The organism is Cellulomonas sp. ICMP 17802 (genome assembly GCF_041295535.1).
Classification (GTDB): domain Bacteria; phylum Actinomycetota; class Actinomycetes; order Actinomycetales; family Cellulomonadaceae; genus Cellulomonas.
The window spans coordinates 176,970-197,282 of record NZ_JBGFQZ010000003.1 but is presented as its reverse complement, the minus strand read 5'-3'; the positions used below and the strand labels follow the sequence as shown (position 1 = coordinate 197,282).

The 20,313-nt window shown below is 73.7% G+C and carries 12 protein-coding genes; 5 read left to right on the top strand and 7 right to left on the bottom strand.

Annotated elements, in window-relative coordinates; translation table 11 throughout:
- Nucleotides 1-73: 73 nt before the first annotated feature.
- The 4 genes from AB5970_RS06025 (at nt 74) to AB5970_RS06010 (ending at nt 3,408) form a co-directional block, all read left to right on the top strand.
- Nucleotides 74-838 carry a CoA transferase subunit A gene (locus AB5970_RS06025; protein WP_370503010.1) on the top strand — a complete coding sequence of 255 codons (765 nt, stop codon included), beginning with the start codon at nt 74-76 and terminating at the stop codon, nt 836-838.
- Nucleotides 835-1,497 (top strand): CoA transferase subunit B, encoded by a 663-nt coding sequence (locus tag AB5970_RS06020; RefSeq protein WP_370503009.1) that lies wholly within the window; start codon nt 835-837, stop codon nt 1,495-1,497. Before AB5970_RS06025 ends, AB5970_RS06020 begins: the two co-directional genes overlap by 4 nt.
- Complete coding sequence (locus AB5970_RS06015; protein WP_370503008.1) at nt 1,494-2,690, top strand: acetyl-CoA C-acetyltransferase; 1,197 nt, start codon at nt 1,494-1,496, stop codon at nt 2,688-2,690. Before AB5970_RS06020 ends, AB5970_RS06015 begins: the two co-directional genes overlap by 4 nt.
- 79 nt (nt 2,691-2,769) lie before the next feature.
- Entirely contained in the window at nt 2,770-3,408 is a 639-nt protein-coding gene (locus AB5970_RS06010) for a flavin reductase family protein (protein WP_370503007.1), read from the top strand.
- 6 nt (nt 3,409-3,414) lie between these two features.
- Here AB5970_RS06010 and AB5970_RS06005 read toward each other — a convergent pair whose 3' ends face one another.
- Nucleotides 3,415-7,488: an AAA family ATPase gene (locus tag AB5970_RS06005; RefSeq protein WP_370503006.1), complete on the bottom strand. Its 4,074-nt coding sequence runs from the start codon at nt 7,486-7,488 to the stop codon at nt 3,415-3,417.
- Between the two features lie 558 nt (nt 7,489-8,046).
- Here AB5970_RS06005 and AB5970_RS06000 point away from each other — a divergent pair.
- On the top strand, nt 8,047-12,342 hold the full coding sequence (locus tag AB5970_RS06000) for a BTAD domain-containing putative transcriptional regulator (RefSeq protein WP_370503005.1): 4,296 nt from the start codon (nt 8,047-8,049) through the stop codon (nt 12,340-12,342).
- A gap of 13 nt (nt 12,343-12,355) precedes the next feature.
- On the opposite strand, the gene AB5970_RS05995 is transcribed toward AB5970_RS06000, so the two are convergent.
- The 6 genes from AB5970_RS05995 to AB5970_RS05970 all read right to left on the bottom strand — a co-directional run bounded on the left by AB5970_RS05995 (nt 12,356) and on the right by AB5970_RS05970 (nt 20,308).
- Complete coding sequence (locus AB5970_RS05995; protein ID WP_370503004.1) at nt 12,356-13,786, bottom strand: glycoside hydrolase family 18 protein; 1,431 nt, start codon at nt 13,784-13,786, stop codon at nt 12,356-12,358.
- A 177-nt stretch (nt 13,787-13,963) separates the two neighbouring features.
- Nucleotides 13,964-16,285 carry a beta-glucosidase family protein gene (locus tag AB5970_RS05990; RefSeq protein ID WP_370503003.1) on the bottom strand — a complete coding sequence of 774 codons (2,322 nt, stop codon included), beginning with the start codon at nt 16,283-16,285 and terminating at the stop codon, nt 13,964-13,966.
- A 38-nt stretch (nt 16,286-16,323) separates the two neighbouring features.
- Nucleotides 16,324-17,325, bottom strand: coding sequence for a hypothetical protein (locus AB5970_RS05985; RefSeq protein WP_370503002.1), 1,002 nt, complete (start codon nt 17,323-17,325; stop codon nt 16,324-16,326).
- Nucleotides 17,326-17,327: 2 nt separating this feature from the next.
- A complete protein-coding gene (locus tag AB5970_RS05980) occupies nt 17,328-18,629 on the bottom strand; it encodes a hypothetical protein (RefSeq protein WP_370503001.1) in 1,302 nt (433 codons plus the stop codon).
- Between the two features lie 51 nt (nt 18,630-18,680).
- Nucleotides 18,681-19,454, bottom strand: coding sequence for a 6-phosphogluconolactonase (locus AB5970_RS05975; protein ID WP_370503000.1), 774 nt, complete (start codon nt 19,452-19,454; stop codon nt 18,681-18,683).
- Nucleotides 19,455-19,519: 65 nt separating this feature from the next.
- Nucleotides 19,520-20,308, bottom strand: coding sequence for a carbohydrate ABC transporter permease (locus AB5970_RS05970; protein ID WP_370502999.1), 789 nt, complete (start codon nt 20,306-20,308; stop codon nt 19,520-19,522).
- Between the last annotated feature and the right edge of the window lie 5 nt (nt 20,309-20,313).

Sequence of the window (20,313 nt, the reverse complement as noted above, 5' to 3'; positions counted from 1 at the left end):
GGACCTTGTGCCCATGGGCTGGCGCGAGTGTCGACCGGACGGCGCACAATGACGTCGTCGACAGGAGGCAAGAATGGACAAGGTCGTCCAGTCCGCCGTCGAGGCGGTAGCCGACATCCCCGACGGGGCGACCCTCGCGGTCGGTGGGTTCGGCTTGTGCGGTATCCCGAGCGTGCTGATCCACGCTCTGCTCGACTCCGGTGTCCAGGACCTGGAGGTGGTCAGCAACAACTGCGGCGTGGACGACTGGGGGCTCGGCCTGCTGCTGCAGGCCGGTCGCATCCGGCGCATCGTCGCCTCGTACGTGGGCGAGAACAAGGAGTTCGCGCGGCAGTACCTGGCCGGCGAGCTCGAGGTCGAGCTCACCCCGCAGGGCACGCTGGCCGAGCGTCTTCGTGCAGGTGGGAGCGGGATCGCCGCCTTCTGGACCCGCACCGGCGTGGGCACCCTCGTGGCCTCCGGGGGCCTTCCGTGGCGGTACTCCCCCGACGGGTCCGTCCTGGTCGAGTCGCCGCCCAAGCCCGTCCAGACGTTCACCGTCCGGGGCGCCGAGCACGAGTTCGTGCTCGAGGAGGCGATCACGGCCGACTACTCGCTGGTGCGCGCCCTGCGCGGCGACCGGCACGGGAACCTGGTGTTCCACGCCTCGGCGCGCAACTTCAACCCGCTGTGCGCGGCGGCCGGCGCGGTGACGATCGCGGAGGTCGAGGAGCTCGTCCCCGTCGGAACCCTGGACCCCGACGCGATCCACCTGCCGGGGATCTTCGTCGACCGCGTGGTGGAACTTTCACCCGCCGAGGTGGCCGACAAGCGGATCGAGAGGAGGACCGTCTCATGAGCCTCACGCGCGAGCAGATGGCGGCGCGGGCCGCCCAGGAGCTGACCGACGGCTCCTACGTGAACCTCGGGATCGGGCTGCCCACGCTGGTGCCCGGGTTCGTCCCGCCCGGGGTCGAGGTGGTGCTGCAGTCGGAGAACGGGGTGCTCGGCGTGGGGCCGTACCCGTCCGACGACGCGGTCGACCCCGACCTCATCAACGCCGGCAAGGAGACCATCACGGTCGCTCCCGGGGCGTCGTACTTCGACTCGGCCCTCTCGTTCGCCATGATCCGCGGCGGGAAGGTCGACGTCGCCATCCTCGGCGCCATGCAGGTGTCGGCCGGCGGGGACATCGCCAACTGGATGATCCCCGGCAAGATGGTCAAGGGCATGGGCGGCGCGATGGACCTGGTCCACGGGGCGCGGCGGATCGTGGTGCTCATGGAGCACGTGGCGCGGGACGGGTCGGCGAAGATCCTGCCGGCGTGCACGCTGCCGCTGACCGGGGTCGGGGTGGTCGACCGGATCATCACGGACCTCGCGGTGCTGGACGTCACCGCGGACGGCCTGGTGCTGCGCGAGTGCGCGCCCGGGGTGTCGGTCGACGAGGTCGTGGCCGCCACGTCCTCGGTCCCCCTGGTGATCGCTTCTGAGGTACGGGAGATGGTGCTGTCATGAGTCCTGATCGCGAGGTCGTGATCCTCTCGTTCGCGCGCACGCCGATGGCGCGCCTGAACGGCTCGCTGTCGTCGCTGTCCGCCGCGTCCCTGGGCGCCGTCGCGATCAGCGGCGCGCTCGCGCGGGCGGGCCTCGACCCGTCCGACGTCGACCAGGTGCTGATGGGCCAGGTCGTCCAGGCCGGCGCCGGCCAGAACCCTGCGCGGCAGGCCGCGGTCAAGGCGGGCATCCCGTGGACCGTGCCGGCGACGACGATCAACAAGGTCTGCCTCAGCGGGCTGACGGCGATCATCGACGCCGCCCGCATGATCCGGCTGGGCGAGGCGTCCGTCGTGGTGGCCGGCGGCCAGGAGTCCATGAGCCAGGCGCCGCACCTGCTGCCCGGCTCGCGACGCGGGTGGACCTACGGGGACATCCAGGCCGTCGACTCCCTGGCCTTCGACGGGCTGACCGACGCGTTCGACCGCGAGTCGATGGGCTCGTCCACCGAGCGCGGCAACAAGACGCTCTCGATCCCGCGGGAGGCGCAGGACCGCGTCGCCGTCGAGAGCCACCGGCGGGCCGCCGAGGCGGTGGCGTCCGGCGTCTTCGCCGAGGAGATCGTGCCGGTCGAGGTGCCGCAGCGGCGGGGTGCGCCGGTGGTCGTCTCCGTCGACGAGGGCATCCGGCCCGAGACGAGTCTCGAGTCGCTGGCGTCGCTGCGGCCCGCGTTCTCCGCCGACGGGACCATCACCGCGGGCAACGCCTCGCCCCTGACGGACGGGGCGGCGGCCGTCGTGGTGACCAGCCGCGAGCTCGCCGAGGCCCGCGGGCTGACGTGGCTCGCGTCGGTCGGGGCCTCGGGGCAGGTGGCCGGGCCGGACAACTCGCTGCACTCGCAGCCGTCGGCCGCGATCTCGGCGGCGCTGGCGCGGGCCGGGTGGGAGCTGTCGAGCGTGGACTTCGCGGAGATCAACGAGGCCTTCGGGTCGGTCGTGGTGCAGTCGCTGGCCGACCTCGGGTACCCGCTCGAGCAGACGAACCTCCACGGCGGAGCCATCGCGCTCGGGCACCCCATCGGGGCGTCGGGCGCACGGCTGGCCGGCCACGCTGCGATGGAGCTCGCGCGTCGCGGGAGCGGGCGCGCGGTCGTGTCCCTGTGCGGCGGAGGGGGTCAGGGCGAGGCGCTGCTGCTCTCGAGCGGTCGCGACTGAGGGCTCACGTTCCGGACTCCTGGGCCGTCTTCCCGGTGGGCCCGCCCGGGCCCCACCGCCTCGACTCCGGGAGCCCTCCGTGCCGACGACCACCGCTCCGCGCCATGTGTCCATCGACCCGTCGATCCTCTACTTCGGCACGCCCGTCGTCCTGATCAGCACCGTCGGCGCGGACGGGCGGCCGAACCTCGCCCCCATCTCCTCGGTCTTCTGGCTCGGGCACACGGCGGTGATCGGCATGGGCACCCGGTCCCGCACGGTCCAGAACCTGCGCGACACCGGCGAGTGCGTGCTCAACCTGCCCTCGGTGGACCAGGTGGCGGCCGTCGACCGACTCGCACTCACCACCGGTCGGGACCCCGTGCCTGTCCGCAAGGCGTCCGTCGGCTACCGCTACGAGCCGGACAAGTTCGCCCGCGCCGGGCTCACACCCCTCCCGTCGGCCACGGTCGCCCCGCTGCGCGCGGCCGAGTGCCCGGTCCACCTCGAGGCCGCGGTCACCGACCTCCACCTGCTCGGCGGCGGCGGCACGGCGGCCATCGAGCTCGAGGTGACCCGCATCCACGTCCACGAGTCGATCCGACTGCCCGACACGGCGAACCGCATCGACCCGGACCGCTGGCGCCCGCTGATCATGAGCTTCCAGCAGTTCTACGGGCTCGGTGACCGCGTGCAGCCGTCCACGCTCGCCTCCATCGACGAGGAGTGGTACCGCTAGTCGGGATCACCCGGCCCGCAGGCTCAGCACGTCGACGTGGCCCGCCGCATCGCCGGCGACCACCACGGCCGTCGTGCCCTCGACGCAGGCGGCCACCACGGTGACGATGGCGCCCAGCCGCAGGCTCGCCACCTCGTGGCCGTCGCGCAGGTCCCACACGCGGACGGTCGCGTCTTCGCCTCCGCTCACCACCAGACCGGCGGGCCACTCGGCGACGCCGGGCACCACCGCCACGGTGCGCACCACTCCCTGGTGCCCCACCAACCGGAACAGCTGCCGGCCGCTGCGGAGGTCGAACACGCGCAGCGACCCGTTGGAGGCGACCACCGCGCGGCGTCCGTCGGCGTCGAGCGCGACGTCGACCAGCCGGGCGCGGATCGCGTCGACGCGTGGCCGCCGGACCCGCACCCACCGCCCCAGGAGTCGTCGGTAGACCGCGAACGGCGCGGTGGGTGGGGCGTGCGGGTCGTCGGGCCCGTCCGGCTGGTCCGACGCCTTGGCGATGAGGAGGTCGTACCGGACCCCGACCGTGCCGGAGTCCGACCCGACCCAGACCGCCGCGCTCACCCGTCGGCGCCGTTCGGCGCGGACGGTGCGCCGACGCCGACGGGGCCCGGCGGGCGTCCCGCGGTCGAACACCTCCTGGGCGGGGGCCGACTCGAGCATCTCCCCCGTGCGCAGATCGACCGTCGCCACCTGACGTCCTTGGTCGCGCGCGTGGACGACGGGAGGATCGACCACGAGGCGCGCGATCGGGTTGTCGAGTCGTCGAGCCGGTGCGGCGCGCTGTCCCTGATCGGCTGCCCGGAGGTCCCACACGCGGACCGAGTGGTCGTCGTAGGCCACGATCGCCGACGCACCGTCCGGCGTCAGGGCGCACGCAGCGACCCGCGCACCCGGCTCCGGCAGGTCGGCTCCGAGGGCCGGCGCGCCCACGTCCCAGGCCGCCAGCATGCGCACCTCGGTCGAGGCGATGACCGCGTCGCGCAGCTCGTCGAGCCGCGGTGAGACCAGTGCGTGGCGGCCGTCGGGTGTGAGCGCCAGGACGGCTCGGACGTCGAACTCGATCGCGGACCCCGCGAGGACCGCCTCGGGGTCGCCCCCGGACACGTCCCATCGCTGCAGCTCCGCGCCGAACAGCACGACCCGGCCGTCGTGCGACACCCCGAGGGGCTCGCGCTCCCAGGGCACGTCCCCCGCCCGCGGGGTCGTCCTCCACGTCCCGTCCCGCAGGTCGAGCAGTCGCACGAGCCCTGTGGTGAGCACCGCGAGGACCGTGCCGTCGTCGGAGAGGGCGGCGGCCGTGACCCGCCCGGCGTCGTCGGCCGGAGGACCGTCGATCGACGTGCAGCCCGCGTCCGTGAGGATCCAGGCGCGGCCGTCGTGATCGACCGCGACGGCCAGGTCCACGTCGCTCGCCGACGCCATCGCGGCGATCACTGCACCCTCGGGGAGCACTGCCCGCGGTTGCGAACGCCCGCTAAGGCGGTCGACCTCGACGATCTCGGCGCCCAGCCCGAGGAGCAGGCGCCCCGACGGTCGGAAGGCCATCGGTACCGCGCCGCCCCCGGGCGGGAGCTGCACGGTCCGGACGTTCCGCCCGGTCTCGACCGACCAGAACCGCACCGTGCGGTCGGGGCTCGACGCGCCGAACGAGGCGCACCACGCGCCGTCGTGGGAAACGGCGATCGAGCGGGCGGTCCCGCTGTGGCCGTCGAGGTCGGCGCGGCTCGTGCCGCGCAGGCTCGACGACCTCGACTCGAGCCAGGGGTGCGGCCAGTCGGCAGCGGTGAGCCGGTCGCGCAGCTCCGAGGGGGCCAGCCGCGCGACCAGCTGCGCCGGGAGCTCCCCGGGTCGGGCCTCCACGTGGGGGGCGGCGGCCCGAGCGGCGCGGTCCAGCTCGACCAGCTCCGGGTCGTCCCCGAGCCCGGTGGCCACGGCGTGCACCTGCGCGGCGAGCTCCCACCCCCCGAGCCCGTGCGCGACCGCGGAGAGCCAGCCGGCATCGGTCACGACGGCCCGCGCGTCCGGGCCCCGCCCCGCCGCGAGGAGCTGGGACATCAGCTCGGTCGCACGCCGCAGGTGCGGGCCCGTCCGCCCGTCGCGGTCGACGATCCAAGCGGGCTGCCGCAGGAAGTGGTCGGCGATCGCGCCGTGGACCGCGCGCCCGGCGGGCCCGGTCACCCATCGCCGCTCGATCGCCTCGCGCACCTCGCGGTGGAACGGCACCAGGGTCACGGCCCCTGGGGTCGCGCGGTCGACCAGGTACCCACCGAGATCGTGACGCAGCCGGGCCCACACCACGGGCGCGAGCCCGTCGATCCGCGGGGAGCTCGGCGCCCGCTCGACCTGGTCCGCCAGCACGCGCGCGTCCGCCGACAGGATCTCGACCACCTCGCGCCCGGACAGGCCCGCGCGGCTCGCGACGAGGGCGGCAAGCGCCGCCCCGACCAGCACCTCCCCGTGCGCCTCCGGCCGCATGAGGTCGTCGAGGAGCTGCCCGACCGCCCCGGCGGCGTCCGTCGCCAGCGGCCCGCCGTCCGCCCAGGACGGCCAGCGCCGAGCCCTCTCGAACAGCAGGCGCAGGTGCAGTGGCAGCCCGGTCGACGCGGCCGCGTCGAGCACGGCGGTCCGCTGCTCGCGGGTCAGCGAGCGCCCGGCCGCCGCGAGCCAGCCTTCGAGGGCCTCGCCGCGGTCGACCGCCGCCAGGGGCGCCAGGGCCAGGCGGCGACCACCCGGCACGACCTCGGAGAGCACGTCGAGCTCGGTCCCGTCGAGCACGGAGACGAGCAGGTGGACTCCCGCAGAGCGCTCGGCGGCGAGCCACGGCGAGAGCGGCGCCACGCCCAGCTGGTCCAGCGCGTCCACGACGACGAGCACGGGATCGTCCGCGGGCCAGGTCGCCAGGGCGTCGGCCAGCTGCAGCTCGACCGAGCCGCCGGGGTCGCCGGCCCCGGGCCGCACCTCGCGCAGCGCGTCCAGGAGGCTGGCGGTCAGCCTCGCGGGCTCGGACGAGTCCTCGGTCACGCCGACGAACCGCGCGACCACGGGCACCGGCCCCGCGGCGGCGCGCAGCACGCAGGCGGCGAGCAGGCTGGACTTCCCCGACCCGGACGGACCGTGCACCACGAGCGCGCCGCCGCCGGGACCAGCGAGCCACGCGTCGAGCTCGGCCCGCTCGCGGTCCCGGCCGACCAGGTCCGCGCCGCGCGCCGCGGCGAACGCCAGGTGCTCGGCCCGCTCCGTGCTCGCCCGCGGCACGGACTCGGCCCGGTCGAGCTCGTCGTCCACGAGGCGCGTCAGCCGGCCGAGCAGCTCCGAGGCCATCGCCCGGACGTCGTCACCCTCCGTCCCGGGATCCCCGCGGACGGTGTACGGGACGACCTGCCCGGTCCGGCGCAGGTCGGCCCGCAACCGCTCGCGACGAGGCCGCGCGGCATCGTCCTGGTCGATCCACCGCCCGGCAGGAGCCGGCACGAGCTCGCGGCGGACCGCCACCAGCGAGCTCTCCTGCACCGGAGCGCACGCCAGCCGGTGCCGGACCTCCTGCTCCGTGACCGATCCGAGCAGCGCGTCCAGGACGTCGGTGCGCGGCACGACCCGTTCGAGCGCGTCGAGCACCTCGACCTCCCGCGCCCGGTGCTCGTCGGTGGAGACCGTCAGCACGCGGCAGCGCGGCACGGCGTTGTCGTCGACCCGCGGGTAGAGCGCCTCGAGGCTGTCTGCCTGGGCCTCGGCACCGGTAGCCCGCAGCCCGCCGACGAGGGACGCGTGGAGCTCGGCGTCGAGGACCGACGGCAGGCCGCGCCACCCGAGCCGGTCGCCGAGCAGGACCAGGAAGTCCGGCCGCATGCCGGACGCGACGCAGCGATCGACCTCGGCCAGGCAGATCTGCACCGCCTGGCGAGCCTCCACCGCCTGCCGGCTCACGCCCCAGCGCAGGTCGACGGCCTCGAACTGCGCGCCGCGGGCCTCGCAGTGCCGCGCCAGGGCCGGGTACACGAGCGTGCGCAGAACGTCGCGCTCGACGACGAAGTCGTCGAAGGTCGAGCTCACGAAGACCGTGAACTGCACCGCCATCGACCCAGGCTCCTCGGACGACCTCGACGCGGCAACGGTCCCCGTGATGGGGGACCCCTAGCGTGAGCGAGTCGCACCACCGGCCCCACATCACGGTTGGTCGGGGAACGGTCGGAGGCAGCTCTGGGACGGCGGCAGGGTCGACGGGCACCGCTCGCGTGCAAGTCGTGCCGCGTCCCGATCCCGGGCCGACCGGGCCGCGACCTCACCGGACGGCGAGCACGGGATTACCGTCCCGCAGGACGTGGCCGGGGGCGAGCTTGGCACCGGCGGCGTCGGGCTCCCGACGAGGTTCGGCGCGCACAGGACGGCGGCCGCCGCGACCGCCAGCGTGACGGCGGCGCCAACCAGGCGAGCGCGGTGCGGTGGGGTCGTCGTCGAGGGCGTCGGCTCCGGATCCGGGGCGAACTCGAAGGTGAGCAGCGTGGTGACATGAGGTCGACGTGATCGGTTCATGGCTCGACCGTCGGGCCCGCCGGTATGAGGCCGTCCCTCCGCCGGTATGCACCCGGTATACGGGTCGTTGACCACCCCGGACGGCGAGAACACACTGCGGAGATGGCCGTCCGTGTGCTGGGGCCGATCGAGCTCGACGGAGACTCCTCGTTGAGCCCGCGGGCGAGGACGGCCCTCTGCGCGCTGGTGCTGCGCCGCCCGATGGCCGTCAGCCTCGACGAGCTCGCGGACGCCAGCTGGGGTCCGGTCCCACCGAGCACCTGGCCGAAGCAGCTGCAAGCCACGATCGGCCACCTCCGCAAGGCCTTGCCGCGGGACGTTGTAGTCACGTGCCCGGGCGGCTACCGCCTCGACCTGCCGTACGGAGACGTCGACGTCGACGCGTTCGACGAGGGGGTCGCCCGCGCCCGGGCGTTCGCCGCGTCCGGGGAGCCGGACCGCGCCGTGAGCGCGTACAGCCGGTCGCTGGCGCTCTGGCGGGGAGACCCGTTCGCGGAGCTGCGCGAGTGGGACGGCGCCGCGAGCGAGGTGGCGCGGCTGACCGAGCTGCGGTCCACCTGCGAGGAGGACCTCCTCGACGCGCGGCTGGCCGCGGGTGAGCACCGCACGGTGGCCAGCGACGCCCGCAAGCTGCTCGAGCAGGATCCGTTGCGCGAGCGGCGGTGGGCGATCCTGGCGCTGGCGCAGTACCGGTGCGGACGACAGGGGGACGCCCTGCTCACCCTGCGGGACGCCCGCCGGCACCTCGTCCGCGAGCTCGGCGTCGACCCGGGCGCTCAGCTGACCGAGCTGGAGCAGCAGATCCTCCACCACGATCCGAGCATCGCGGCGATCGACCCCGCGCCCGCCGGCCGGCAGGACTGCCCCTACCGGGGCCTCGCCGCGTTCGGCGTCGACGACAGCGAGACGTTCCACGGCCGCGCCGCCGAGATCGAGGCGTGCCTCACCCGGCTGCACGCCCATCCGCTGCTCGTGATCGCGGGACCGTCCGGGGTAGGCAAGAGCTCGCTGGCCCGGGCCGGCGTCGCCGCGGCACTCCGTCGTCAGGGTGTCCCTCCGGTGGTCGTCATGCCGGGGCCGGACCCGGTCGGGGGCCTGCGGGCGGCGATCGGCGGTGCGCCGGCGGGGGCGGCCCTGGTGGTCGACCAGCTGGAGGACCTGTTCATCGGGGGGTACCGCGCGGGCGTCGTCCGGGAGTTCTGCCGCGTCCTGGCGGAGGCGACGGACGACCACCTCGTCGTCGTCACGGTGCGGGCCGACCAGATCGCGGGGCTGAGCATCGACCCCCGCCTGGCACAGCTGACGGAGACGGGGCTGCACCTGGTCCGCCCGCTCACCGACGACCAGCTGCGCGAGGTCATCGAGGAACCGGCCCGGCAGGCGGGCCTGCGGCTCGAGCACGGTCTGGTCGAGCTGCTGGTCAACGAGGCCGGCGACGGTGCCGGGTCGCTCCCCCTGCTGTCCCACGCCCTGGTCGAGACCTGGCGCCGCCGGGACGGCTCGGTCCTCACCGTCGACGGCTACGAGGCGTCCGGTGGCATCTCGGCCGCCGTCGCGCAGACCGCCGAGCGCGTCTACGAGGGGTACTCGGAGGCGGACCGGGCGACCTGTCGAGCCCTCCTGCTCCGACTCGTGACGCCGTCGGGCGAGGGGGGCGCGATCCATCGCCGCCAACCCCTGCGCGCCCTGGGCCTCGAGGGCGGCCGGGACCGGGTCATGAGCGACCTGGTGCGCGCGCGCCTGCTGACCGCCGACGACGGCACGATCGAGATCGCGCACGAGTCGCTGGTGCGTGCCTGGCCGCGCCTGCGGGCGTGGCTCGACGACGACGCGGCCGGGGTGCGCATCCTGCGGCACCTGAGCGCCGCCGCGAACGGCTGGGACGCCCTCGGACGCCCTGACGGCGAGCTGTACCGGGGCGCCCGCCTGGACGTGGCCCTGGAGTGGCGGGCGTCGACAACCCCCGAGCTGACGGCGGTCGAGACCGACTTCCTCGACGCGGCGCAGGCACTGCGCGAGGCGGACGCGGACCAGCTGGCCGTGCGCGCGGCACGCGACGCCCGGCAGAACCGTCGGCTGCGCACGGCCCTCGCGAGCGTGGTCGCCGTCCTCGTCCTGGCGGTCGTGGCGGGCTCGCTGGCGGGGGTGAGCCGGGCGGACGCCACCAGGGCCAGGAACGCCGCCGAGCTGCAAGTGTTGGTCAACCAGTCCATCGCGCTGCAGGCCACCAACCGCGACGCCGCCGCGCTGCTGGCCGTCGAGGCCTACCGCCGGGCACCGGACGACGCCCACGCCCGCTCCGCGCTGCTGAGCACCTTCACCGCCTCGCCGGGGTTCGTCGGCTATCACCGGGTCCCCGGTGCGACGCGCATCGCAGGGGCGAGCGTCCCGGGGACCGCGACGTCGGTCGTGGTGGTGGACGCCCGCACGCCCCTGCTGATCGGCACGGACGACGGCGCCGTCATCCGCACCTTCGACCCGGTCGCGACGTCGGACCAAGGGCCGCGCCCGCTTGTGCGGGTCAGCGCCGACGGCACCCGGGTGGCGATCCAGGCCGGCAGGTCCCTGACCGTGGACGACATCGCCACCGGGGCACGGCTCCTCGGTCCGCTGACGACCGGCCCGTCCGGGGAGCTCGCCCTCGACCCGCACGGAAAGGTGGTCGTGACGGTCGCCGGCAACGACGGCTCCGTGACGTCGCGACGGGTCCAGGACGGCGTCGTGCTCGCGACGGCCAAGGGCACGGCAAAGGCGGCCGCAGCGTTCGACGGTTCGGGGCAGCTGGTCGTGGGTTCGTCCGACGGACCCGTCCGGGTGCTCGACCCGACCTCGTTGGCCACGCTGCGGACGATCGACCCCCCCGCGCCGTCCTCCGAGCTCCGTACCGGCGGGCTGGAGGGCGCCCTGAACCAGTCGCCCGTCGACCAGCACCTTCCGGGCAGGCGCGCCATCACGGACGACCATGCCGTCAGCGCCGGGGACGACCTCGTCGTCCTGGTCGGAGGGTCCTCGATGCTGGCCGTCGCGCCGTCCACCGGCGGGGTCGTCTGGACTGCGGATCTCGGTGGGTCCGACACGTGCTCGTGGTCCACGGTGGCACCCGAGGCGGGCCTCGTGCTCTGCGGCGACCGGTTCGGAGTCGTGCGGGAACGCAGCCTCACCACCGGGGCCGAGAACGGCGTCGAGCTCGACATCCAGCGGGGCGACGTCGGGAACCTGTCGGTGTCGCAGGGCGAGCTCGTGGTGTTTGGCGCCGGCGCGCCGGTGATCACGCGCTGGATGGTCGACGGGTCCGGACCGGTGACCCGCCTCCTGGCCCGGGGGTCCGTCGCCGTGGCCGGGTACGACCCCGACGGGAACCTGTTCCTGACGGCGAGCCGGCCCGCGGATGCGCAGAGCACGGCGGACCTCACGTCCTACGCCGTGTGGGACGCGCGCACGGACACGCAGGTGCAGGCGTTGCCCGGCCGGGTTCTCGGTGTGGAGTGGATGTTCCGGGGCATCGTCACGGCCTACGTGCAGGGCTTGGGAGACCTGCGCCCGATCGATGTGGAGACCGGCCGGGAGGTGCCCGGTGGCCTGCGCGTTCCCGAGCGCGCCGGCGAGATCTGGTCCACCCCGTCGGGCGACCGCGTGTACGTGTCCATGCCCGGCTGGCAGCTCTGGGTGGGAAACCGGGCCACCCAGAAGTGGGACGGGCACCCGATCGACGGCCGCAACCAGGGCGTGATCGACATGTCCGCGACCTCGGACGGCTCACGAGTGGCGATCGCTCTCCAGGACGGCGACCCGAATCAGACCAGTTCCCTCTCGGCGGACGTCGGGACGACCACGGTCGTGCAGATGTACGACGGCCGCACCGGCAAGCCCCTCGGAACGCCTCGGCCCGGCGCCGACGCGGTCGCCCTCCGGGACGACGGCCTGCTCGCCGTCGCCCGACGCGGGTCGGTCTCGCTCGTGGACAGCACCACGATGACGACGCTTCGTGACCTGCCGGGGGCGCGAGGAGCCATCTCCAACCTGCAGTTCTCCGACGACGGCACCACGCTCATCGCTGCGACCGACGACCAGAGCGTCAGCGTCTACGACGCGAACGCCGGAATCCGGCTCGGCGAGCCGATCCCGAGCTCCACACCCCGGTATCGGGAGGTCAGCGTCCCCATCGGGCCCGAGCTCCCGTACGGCACCCCGGTCATGTACCCGGGCTACCTGCGCCCCGACGGGCGGGCCGTGCTGGTCACCGTCGCCCAGGGCGTCGCGGAGTGGGACCTCGACCCGGCCCACCTCAGCGCAGCCGCCTGTGCGGCCGCCGGACGGAACCTGACCCAGGTCGAGTGGGCGACCTACGCCTCGGCCCTCGGTCCGTACCGCCAGACGTGCCCCACCGCGTCGTCGTGACCCGACGCCGGTCCTACTCGAGCACCGGAGCCAGCGCGCTGATCAGCGCGTGGCTGTTCGAGTCCTGGCTGATCTCCCACGCCATGGCGCCGCGCAGGTGCAGCGCCTTGATCAGCTTCGCGCGCTCGCCGATCGACCTCGGGCTCGAGTACGCGATCAGCGTCGGCACCGTCGCGGGACCCGTGGTCAGGTTCGGGTGGGCGGCCGCGGGGTTGGTCAGGTACGGCTCGCCGGCCAGCAGGTTCCAGTGCGCGGTGTAGCCGGCGCCGCCGACGGTGCCGGCGTCGTTCACGTAGCCGCCCTCGTCGACGAGCGCGTGGAAGCTCGGCTGCGGCGTGACGTCGACGGTCAGCGAGTTCGCGTCCGTGCCCGTGTTGTCGAACGGCTGGTAGAGGCCGTTGTTGGCCGGCCCGGTGCGCAGGTACTGCTGCGCGTAGAACGGCACGCCCACCACGATCTTGTTCGCCGGCACGCCGTTGAGCAGGTACCAGGCGACGGTGCCGCTCGTGTTCCAGGTCAGGTCCTTGGCGTTGGGGTCGCGCGGGTCCGGGGCGAACAGCGTGTTGGGCGACGCCTTCGGCCCGCTGGGCACGTTGAAGTCGTAGGTCATCACGTTGTCCCAGTCGAAGTACTTCGAGATCTCCTTGAGCTCGTAGTACTTCGTCGAGCTCTTCGCCGCCGGGAGCGCCGCGGTGAGCAGGTAGTGCGTGCCGGTCGTGGCGCCGTACGCGTCGAGCTGCGTGCGGAACTCGGCCGCGAGCAGCGTCGCGTTGTGCCGGTCGGCCGGGGTGGGGTTCACGTTCCCGCCGGCCACCTGGGTGGGGTACTCCCAGTCGAGGTCGATGCCGTCGAACAGGCCGGACGCCGCGCCCGCTCCCCCGGCACCCTCGGGCCAGCCGCCGCCGGGCAGGTTGCCCTTGATGAACGTGTCGATGCAGGACGCCACGAACGACTGCCGCAGCTGCGGGGTGCTGGCGAGCGTCGAGAACCACGTCGACTTGGTCCAGCCACCCAGGGAGATCTCGACCTTGAGGTGCGGGTTCGCGGCCTTGAGCTTGCGCAGCTGGTTGAAGCTGCCGAACAGGTGCTGGTCCGGGTTGCTCGGGTCGTCCGCGACGCCGTCGACCGTGTTGTCGCCCGTCCAGTAGACCTGCTGGTAGTCGGCCCACGGGTCGAGCACGTTGCAGCTGGCCGTGCCGGTGGCCGCGTCGTAGCCCGGGACGCCGAACGCGTACTGGATGACGTTCAGCTTGCTGACCGGGATGTCCTTGACGTAGTACCCGCGGCCGTAGACGTCCCAGTCGGCGAAGTAGGCCGTCACCACCTTGCTCGGCGCGGCGGGCGCCGGCTTCGAGGAGGCCTGCGCGGGCAGGGGCGCGAGGAGCGCGGCGCTCACCCCGAGGGCGAGTGCGGCGGACACGGACAACCGGCGGGAACGGCGCATCGGGCTCTCCATCGAACTGGGGATGTCTGACCGTGGATTAGTAAGTACTCCTACCAAATGGCAGTACCCCCACCCTATGACCCGATGTCCGATCCGCGTCAAGAGTCCGGTTCGCACGACGACGGCCCCGCACCAGGAGATGCGGGGCCGTCGAGCGCTCGTCGGGTCAGGCGCGCATCACCCGTGGTGCCCCTCGGTGAACCGGGACGCGGCCGCGACGAGCAGGTCGGCGTCGGGCACCAGAGCCGGGATGCCGGCGTCGTCGGGCAGCTCGATGCTCGCGTGCAGCCGCAGGTCGCGCGACGAGGCGCCGACGTCGATGCCGAACGTGCCGCCCTCGCGACGCCAGGCGCCGAGCCGGCCGTCGGGGCGGGCGGTCGCCACGTCCCAGTACGCGAAGTCGCGGCTGGACAGCTCGAACACCACCCGCGACGACCCGCCCGGCTCGAGCGCGACCTTCTCGAAGCCCTTGAGCTCGCGGACCGGACGGCGGACCGCCGCGTCGGGGTCGCCGACGTACAGCTGCACCACCTCGCGCCCGGCCCGGTCGCCCGTGTTGGTGACCGTGCAGGAGACGCGCACGTCGCCGGCGGCCGCGTCGACCACCTCGACGTCCAGGTCGGAGTACGCGAACGTCGTGTACGACAGCCCGTGCCCGAACGGGTAGAGCACGTCGCGGAGCAGCGCGTCGTACCAGCGGTACCCGATGAACACGCCCTCGCCGTACTGAACGGTGCCGCGCTCGCCGGTCCAGGTGACGTAGCCGGGCGAGTCCTGGACGGCGAGGGGGAACGTCTCGGCCACCTTGCCGGACGGGTTCACGCGCCCGAACAGGACGTCGACCACCGCGGCGGCGCCGGCCTGGCCGGGCAGCCAGGCCTCGACGATGGCGTCCACCCGGTCGTGCCAGGGGTCCATGGTGACGGCCGCGCCGTTGGACAGGACGACGACCACGGGCTTGCCCAGGCCGGCCAACCGCTGCACGAGCGCGACGTGGTCGGACGGCAGCGCGAGCGTGGTGCGGTCGTCGGCCTCCTGCTCGAAGGCGAGCGGGAGCCCGACGAACGCCACGACGACGTCGGCCTGCTCGGCGACCGCGACCGCCTCGTCGATCAGGCGCTCCGCCCGGGCGGACGGTGCGGCGGCCGCCACGCGCTCGGCGGCGGCCGCCATCCGCAGGGCCCGGGCGAGCGCGGCGGAGCGGCGCGCGGGGCCGGACCCGTCGTCGACGAACGTCGCGTCGTGCGCGGCGAGGTAGGCGTCGAGGTCGTCCTGGTAGTCGTCCTTCGGCGTGTGCACGTAGCCCGGCGCGTACGTCAGGCGGTCCCCCGCGACGGCCCGGAGGGACTCGAGCGCGCTCTCCACCCGCGTCGGGCTCACGCCCGACGAGCCGCCGCCCTGGATGCGGAACCGCTCGGCGAACGCGCCGACCACCGCGATCCGCTCCTCGCCGTTCGCGGCCAGGGGAAGCACGGAGCCCTCGTTGCGCAGCAGCGTGATGCACCCGGCCGCGGCCTCGCGCGCCACGGCGTGGTGCTCGGCCGCACCGAGGAGGTCGAGCTGGGCGTCGGTCAGCGCGTCGCCGGGCTCGACGCCCAGGTCCATGACGGGACCGTTCACCAGGTCAGTCCCGGGATAGGCGCGGGCCACGAGCCCCAGCACCCGCCGCGCCGCGGCGTCCACGACGGCCTCGGGCAGCTCGCCCGCGCGGACGGCGGCGACGATCTCGGCGTCCGTGCGCCCGCCGGTGCCGGGCATCTCCAGGTCGAGCCCCGCGGCCAGGGCGGGCACCCGGTGGTGGACGGCGTTCCAGTCGGACACGATGACGCCGTCGTAGCCCCACTCGTCCCGGAGCACCTCGGTGAGCAGCCAGTGGTTCTCCGAGGCGTGCACGCCGTGCAGCCGGTTGTACGAGCACATCACGGTCCACGGGTCGGCCTTGTCGACGACGCGCTCGAACGCGGCGAGGTAGATCTCCCTCAGCGTGCGCTCGTCGGCCTCGACGGAGATCCGGGTCCGCTCGATCTCCTGGTTGTTCGCCGCGAAGTGCTTGAGCGACGTGCCGACGCCGACCGACTGGACGCCCTCGACGTACGCCGCGCCGAGCTCCCCGGAGTGCACCGGGTCCTCGGAGAAGTACTCGAAGTTGCGCCCGCACAGGGGCGAGCGCTTCATGTTCACGCCGGGGCCCAGCACCACCTGGACGCCCTCGGCGCGCGCCTCCTCGCCGATCGCGACGGCGACCCGGCGGACGAGGTCGCGGTCCCAGGAGGCCCCCATCGCCGACGCCGTCGGGAAGCCGGTGGCCGGCACCCAGACCATGTCGACGCCGGTCTCCTTGCGCAGGCCGTGCGGGCCGTCGCCCACCTCGATCGCCGGCACGCCCAGGCGCTCGATCGTCTCGGTGTACCAGTCGTCGTGGCCCGACAGCAGCGAGGCCTTCTCCTCCAGCGTGAGGGCGGCCAGGACGGCGTCGACGTCGAACGGGGGCGTGCTCATGCGGAAGTCCTCCGGGTGGTGCAGCGAGTGGGGAACGGTCAGGTCATCAGGAAGTCGTCGGGGTGGTCGTCCCGGACGCGGGCGAGCAGCTCGGGGCCCACCGGGATGCCGCCCTCGGCGAGCGCGTCGAGGACGACCCCGCACAGCGGCGACGCCGTCGCGACGCTCACGGACGCGGCCGGGGCGACCCGCGCGAGCTCCGCGACGAGCGCGTCGCGCATCGCCGGGTGCTCGGACGTGGCCACCGACCCGTTGAGGAGCACGGGCAGCTCGCCCGACGCGAGGTCGACGCCGACCCGCTGCGCGCACCACTGCGCGTAGCGGACGAACGACGCGGCCTGGCGCGCGACGATCTGCCGCGCGACCTCGTCGCCGGCGCCCGCGACGGCGAGGACCACCCGGGCCGCCCGCCAGAGCTCGCGCGCGGGGAGCGCGCCGAACCGCTGCGTGAACGCGTGCCGCAGGTGCCAGGCGTCGGGCACGTCGTACATCGCCAGCAGCTCGTCGGTCAGCGCGGTCGGCGGCCCGATCCCCATCCACGCCTGCGTGACGGCCGCGAGCGCGGCGTTGCCCAGGCCGCCGCCCCCGAGGTCGTCGAACATGAACATGCCCGAGCACTCCTCGCGGCCGTCGGCCGACCGGGCGGCCAGCGCCGGGCCCGTGCCGACCGTGATCGACAGCCCGACGCCGGTGCCGTCGATGAGCCGCAGGGACGCGAAGCCGTCGTTGAGGATGCTCCACCGCGGGCCGTCGCCGAGCACCTCTCGGAGCTTGCCGTCCCAGAACTGCGCGTCCTCGGGGTAGTCGACGCCCGCGACGCGGAACGCGGCCGCGACGAGGTTCCCGGCGGCGAGGCCGGACGCGGCGAGCGCGTCACCGATCGCCCCGCGCACCGCGACGAGCGCGGCATCGACGCTGGCGGCGCCGTAGATGTCGCCGTTGCCGCCGCGGCCCCGCCCCAGGACGGTGCCCTCGCCGTCGACGACGAGGGCGACCGTCTTGGAGTTGCCGGCGTCGAGCGCCAGGTAGGCGTGTTCCATGCCTACTTCAGCAGCCTCTCCGGCAGGTAGGCACGGTGCGCGTACGCCATCTCGTCGTACAGCTCCTCGGCCACCGCGATCGTGGGCACCATCGGGTTGGCGGCCAGGGCGCGGATGCCGTCGGCGCGCGTGCCCTTCCACGCCGCCTCGGCCGCGAGGTACTGGTACTCGGCCAGCTGCTGGACCAGGCCGCGCACCGCGTGCGGCAGCGGCTTCTGCGGCAGCGGCCGCACGCCCTGGGCGTCGACCGTGCACCACATCTCGACGACGACGTCCTCGTCGAACCCGGGCAGCGCGCCGCCCACGTTCGGCAGGTTGACGGGCAGGCGCGCGCCGGTGTCGTTGTAGTACGCGCTCATCACGTCGATCGCCAGCTCGAGCTCGTGGATGCCGCCTCGCGAGCGGGCCGGGTCGAGGTCGGGGACCTCGGCGCGCGACTGCTCCTCGTAGTGCTCCCAGTACCCGGGCAGCGCCGCCAGCAGGTCCTCCGCGCGCGTGGTGCGGGCGCCCTGCAGCTCCCGGAGGACCTCCTCGCGGAAGTAGTAGTACTGGAAGTAGTCGGCCGGGACCGAGCGCATGGTCACCGCGAGGTGCAGCATCCGCTTGGCGTGGACGCTCAGCGTCGGGTCGTCCTTGCGGGCCTCCCACGCGGCGTCGAGCAGCGGCATGAGGTCCTGGCCGTCGTAGGTGTGCTCGGTCGACCAGACGTTGTGGTTGACGCCGGCCATGACGATCTCGGCCTTGTCCTCGTCGAGCCCGGCCGCGCGCAGCACGGTCTTCGGGAACACGATCGGGCCCTCGCACATCGACCAGATGGTGCGGTCGGTGAACTTGGTGACCGCCTGGGAGACGATGTTCACGGGGTTCGTGTAGTTGAACAGGATCGCGTTCGGCGCCACGGCGTCGAGGTCGCGGACGATGTCCTCGTAGATGTGGATCGAGCGCAGGGCCATGAAGAACCCGCCGGGGCCCTGGGTCTCCTGGCCGATGACGCCGTGCTTGAGCGGGATGCGCTCGTCGAGCGCGCGGGCCGCGAAGTCGCCGGGGCGGAAGCTCGACAGCACCGCGTCCGCGTCCGTCAGGGCGGCCCGGCGATCGGTGGTCGACGTCACCGTGATGTCGAGGTCCTGCGCGCGGGCGATCTTGGTCGCGATCGTCTCGACCGCGTGCAGGCGGTCAGGGTTGACGTCCTGGATCACCACCTCGGACCCGGCGAAGTCCTTGGCGTGGGCGAGGAACGAGGCCATGGTCCCCGCTCCACGCGAGGACCCTCCCCCGATGTACACGAGCTTGATGGCTGCCATGGTGATGCGCTTCCTTCGGTCGTCCTGCGGGCAGGGTCTGGGGTGGGGGTGTCAGCGGCCCGCCGCGGCGGAGTCCGCGACGAGGGTCGGGTTCTTGCACTCGACCGCCACCGTCGCCGGCCAGTCGGGCTCGTACACGTCGGCCGACGCGAGGCGGTCGAACGCGTGCTGCTTGTGCTCGCCGCAGACGATCATCACGACCTCGTGCGACAGGCCGGCGATCGTGTCGACGCCGACGCTCACGCCGTGCTCGGGCACGAGGTCCAGGCTCGTGAACTCCGGGAACGTCTCCATGTTGTCCCTGCGGGTCGCCAGACCCAAGGGGGTGACGTGCGTCCGCGTCGACCGCGGGGTCCCGGGCTGGTTGAAGGCGATGTGCCCGTCGCTCGCGCCGGACGCCAGGAGGAACAGGTCGATGCCGCCGGCGGCCTCGATCTTCGCGTCGTAGGCGGCCGGGTCCGCGGGGTCGGGGACCCAGACCTCGGTGGGCGGCGTCGTGCCCGCCTCGCGGCACCCCGCGGCGATCGGGTCGAGGATCTCGCGACGGCCGAAGCCGAGGCACGAGTAGGACTCGTCCGGGTCGACGCGGCGCAGGCCGCCGTCGCCGTCGGGCACCACGTACTCGTCCATCATCACGACGACGACGCGGGACAGGTCGGCACCGCCGGCGGAGCGCCGGGCGAGAGCCTGGTACGTCGACGCGGCGGTCCGGCCGCCGGGGCAGCCGAGCAGGAACGGCTTCCCGCTGCCGGCGGTCGCGTCCAGGCGGTCGAGGACCATCTGGGCGACGGTGTCGCCGACGGCGTCCGCGTCCGGCAGGAGCATGGGTTGGATTGACACTTCGGTTCCCCTGAGAGAAGTAGCTGGGTGGGACGGGCAAGGCGGCGCGGCTACTCCTTGATGGCGCCGGCGAGCATCCCGGAGATGAACTTGCGCTGGAACAGGACGTAGAGGATCAGCACGGGCGCGGCGACGATGAGGCCGCCCGCGGCCATGAGGTTGATCTGGGTGACGTACTTGCCCTGGAAGACGCCGAGCGCCACCGTGGCGGTCTGGTTCGACCCGTGCAGGAAGACCAGCGACAGGAAGTAGTCGTTCCAGGTCCACATGAAGCTGAGCAGGACGAGCGTGTAGATGGCCGGCCGGACGATCGGCAGCGCGATCAGGCGCAGCATCCGCAGCGGGCCGGCGCCGTCCAGGGCGGCCGACTCGAAGATCGACCGCGGCAGGGCGCGGAACGCCGCCCGCATCCAGAAGATCCCGAACGGCACGCCCATGCCCAGGTGGATGAGGATGATGCCGGGCAGCGAGTTGGTCAGCCCGACGGTCCGGAACTGGTAGTACAGCGGGACGATGATGGCCTCGGTCGAGATCATCATGCCGAGCAGGATGAGCGGGAAGATGACCTTCTCCCCCGCGACCCCCAGCACCCCGAAGCCGTAGCCGCCGAGCAGCGCCAGGACCACCTGCCCGAGCACCGCGCACCCCGCGACGATCAGCGAGACGGCCATGGCGCGCGAGAAGCCCGCCTGCTGCCACGCCGTCCCGAAGTTCTCCCACGAGAAGCTCCCGGCGCCCACCGGCTTGCCCGAGCGGTCGGGGCTCAGCGCGGCGAGCACGAACGTGCCGACCGGGAAGAGCACGAGGGCGGCCATGACGGTCAGGACGACGTAGTTCACGGCTT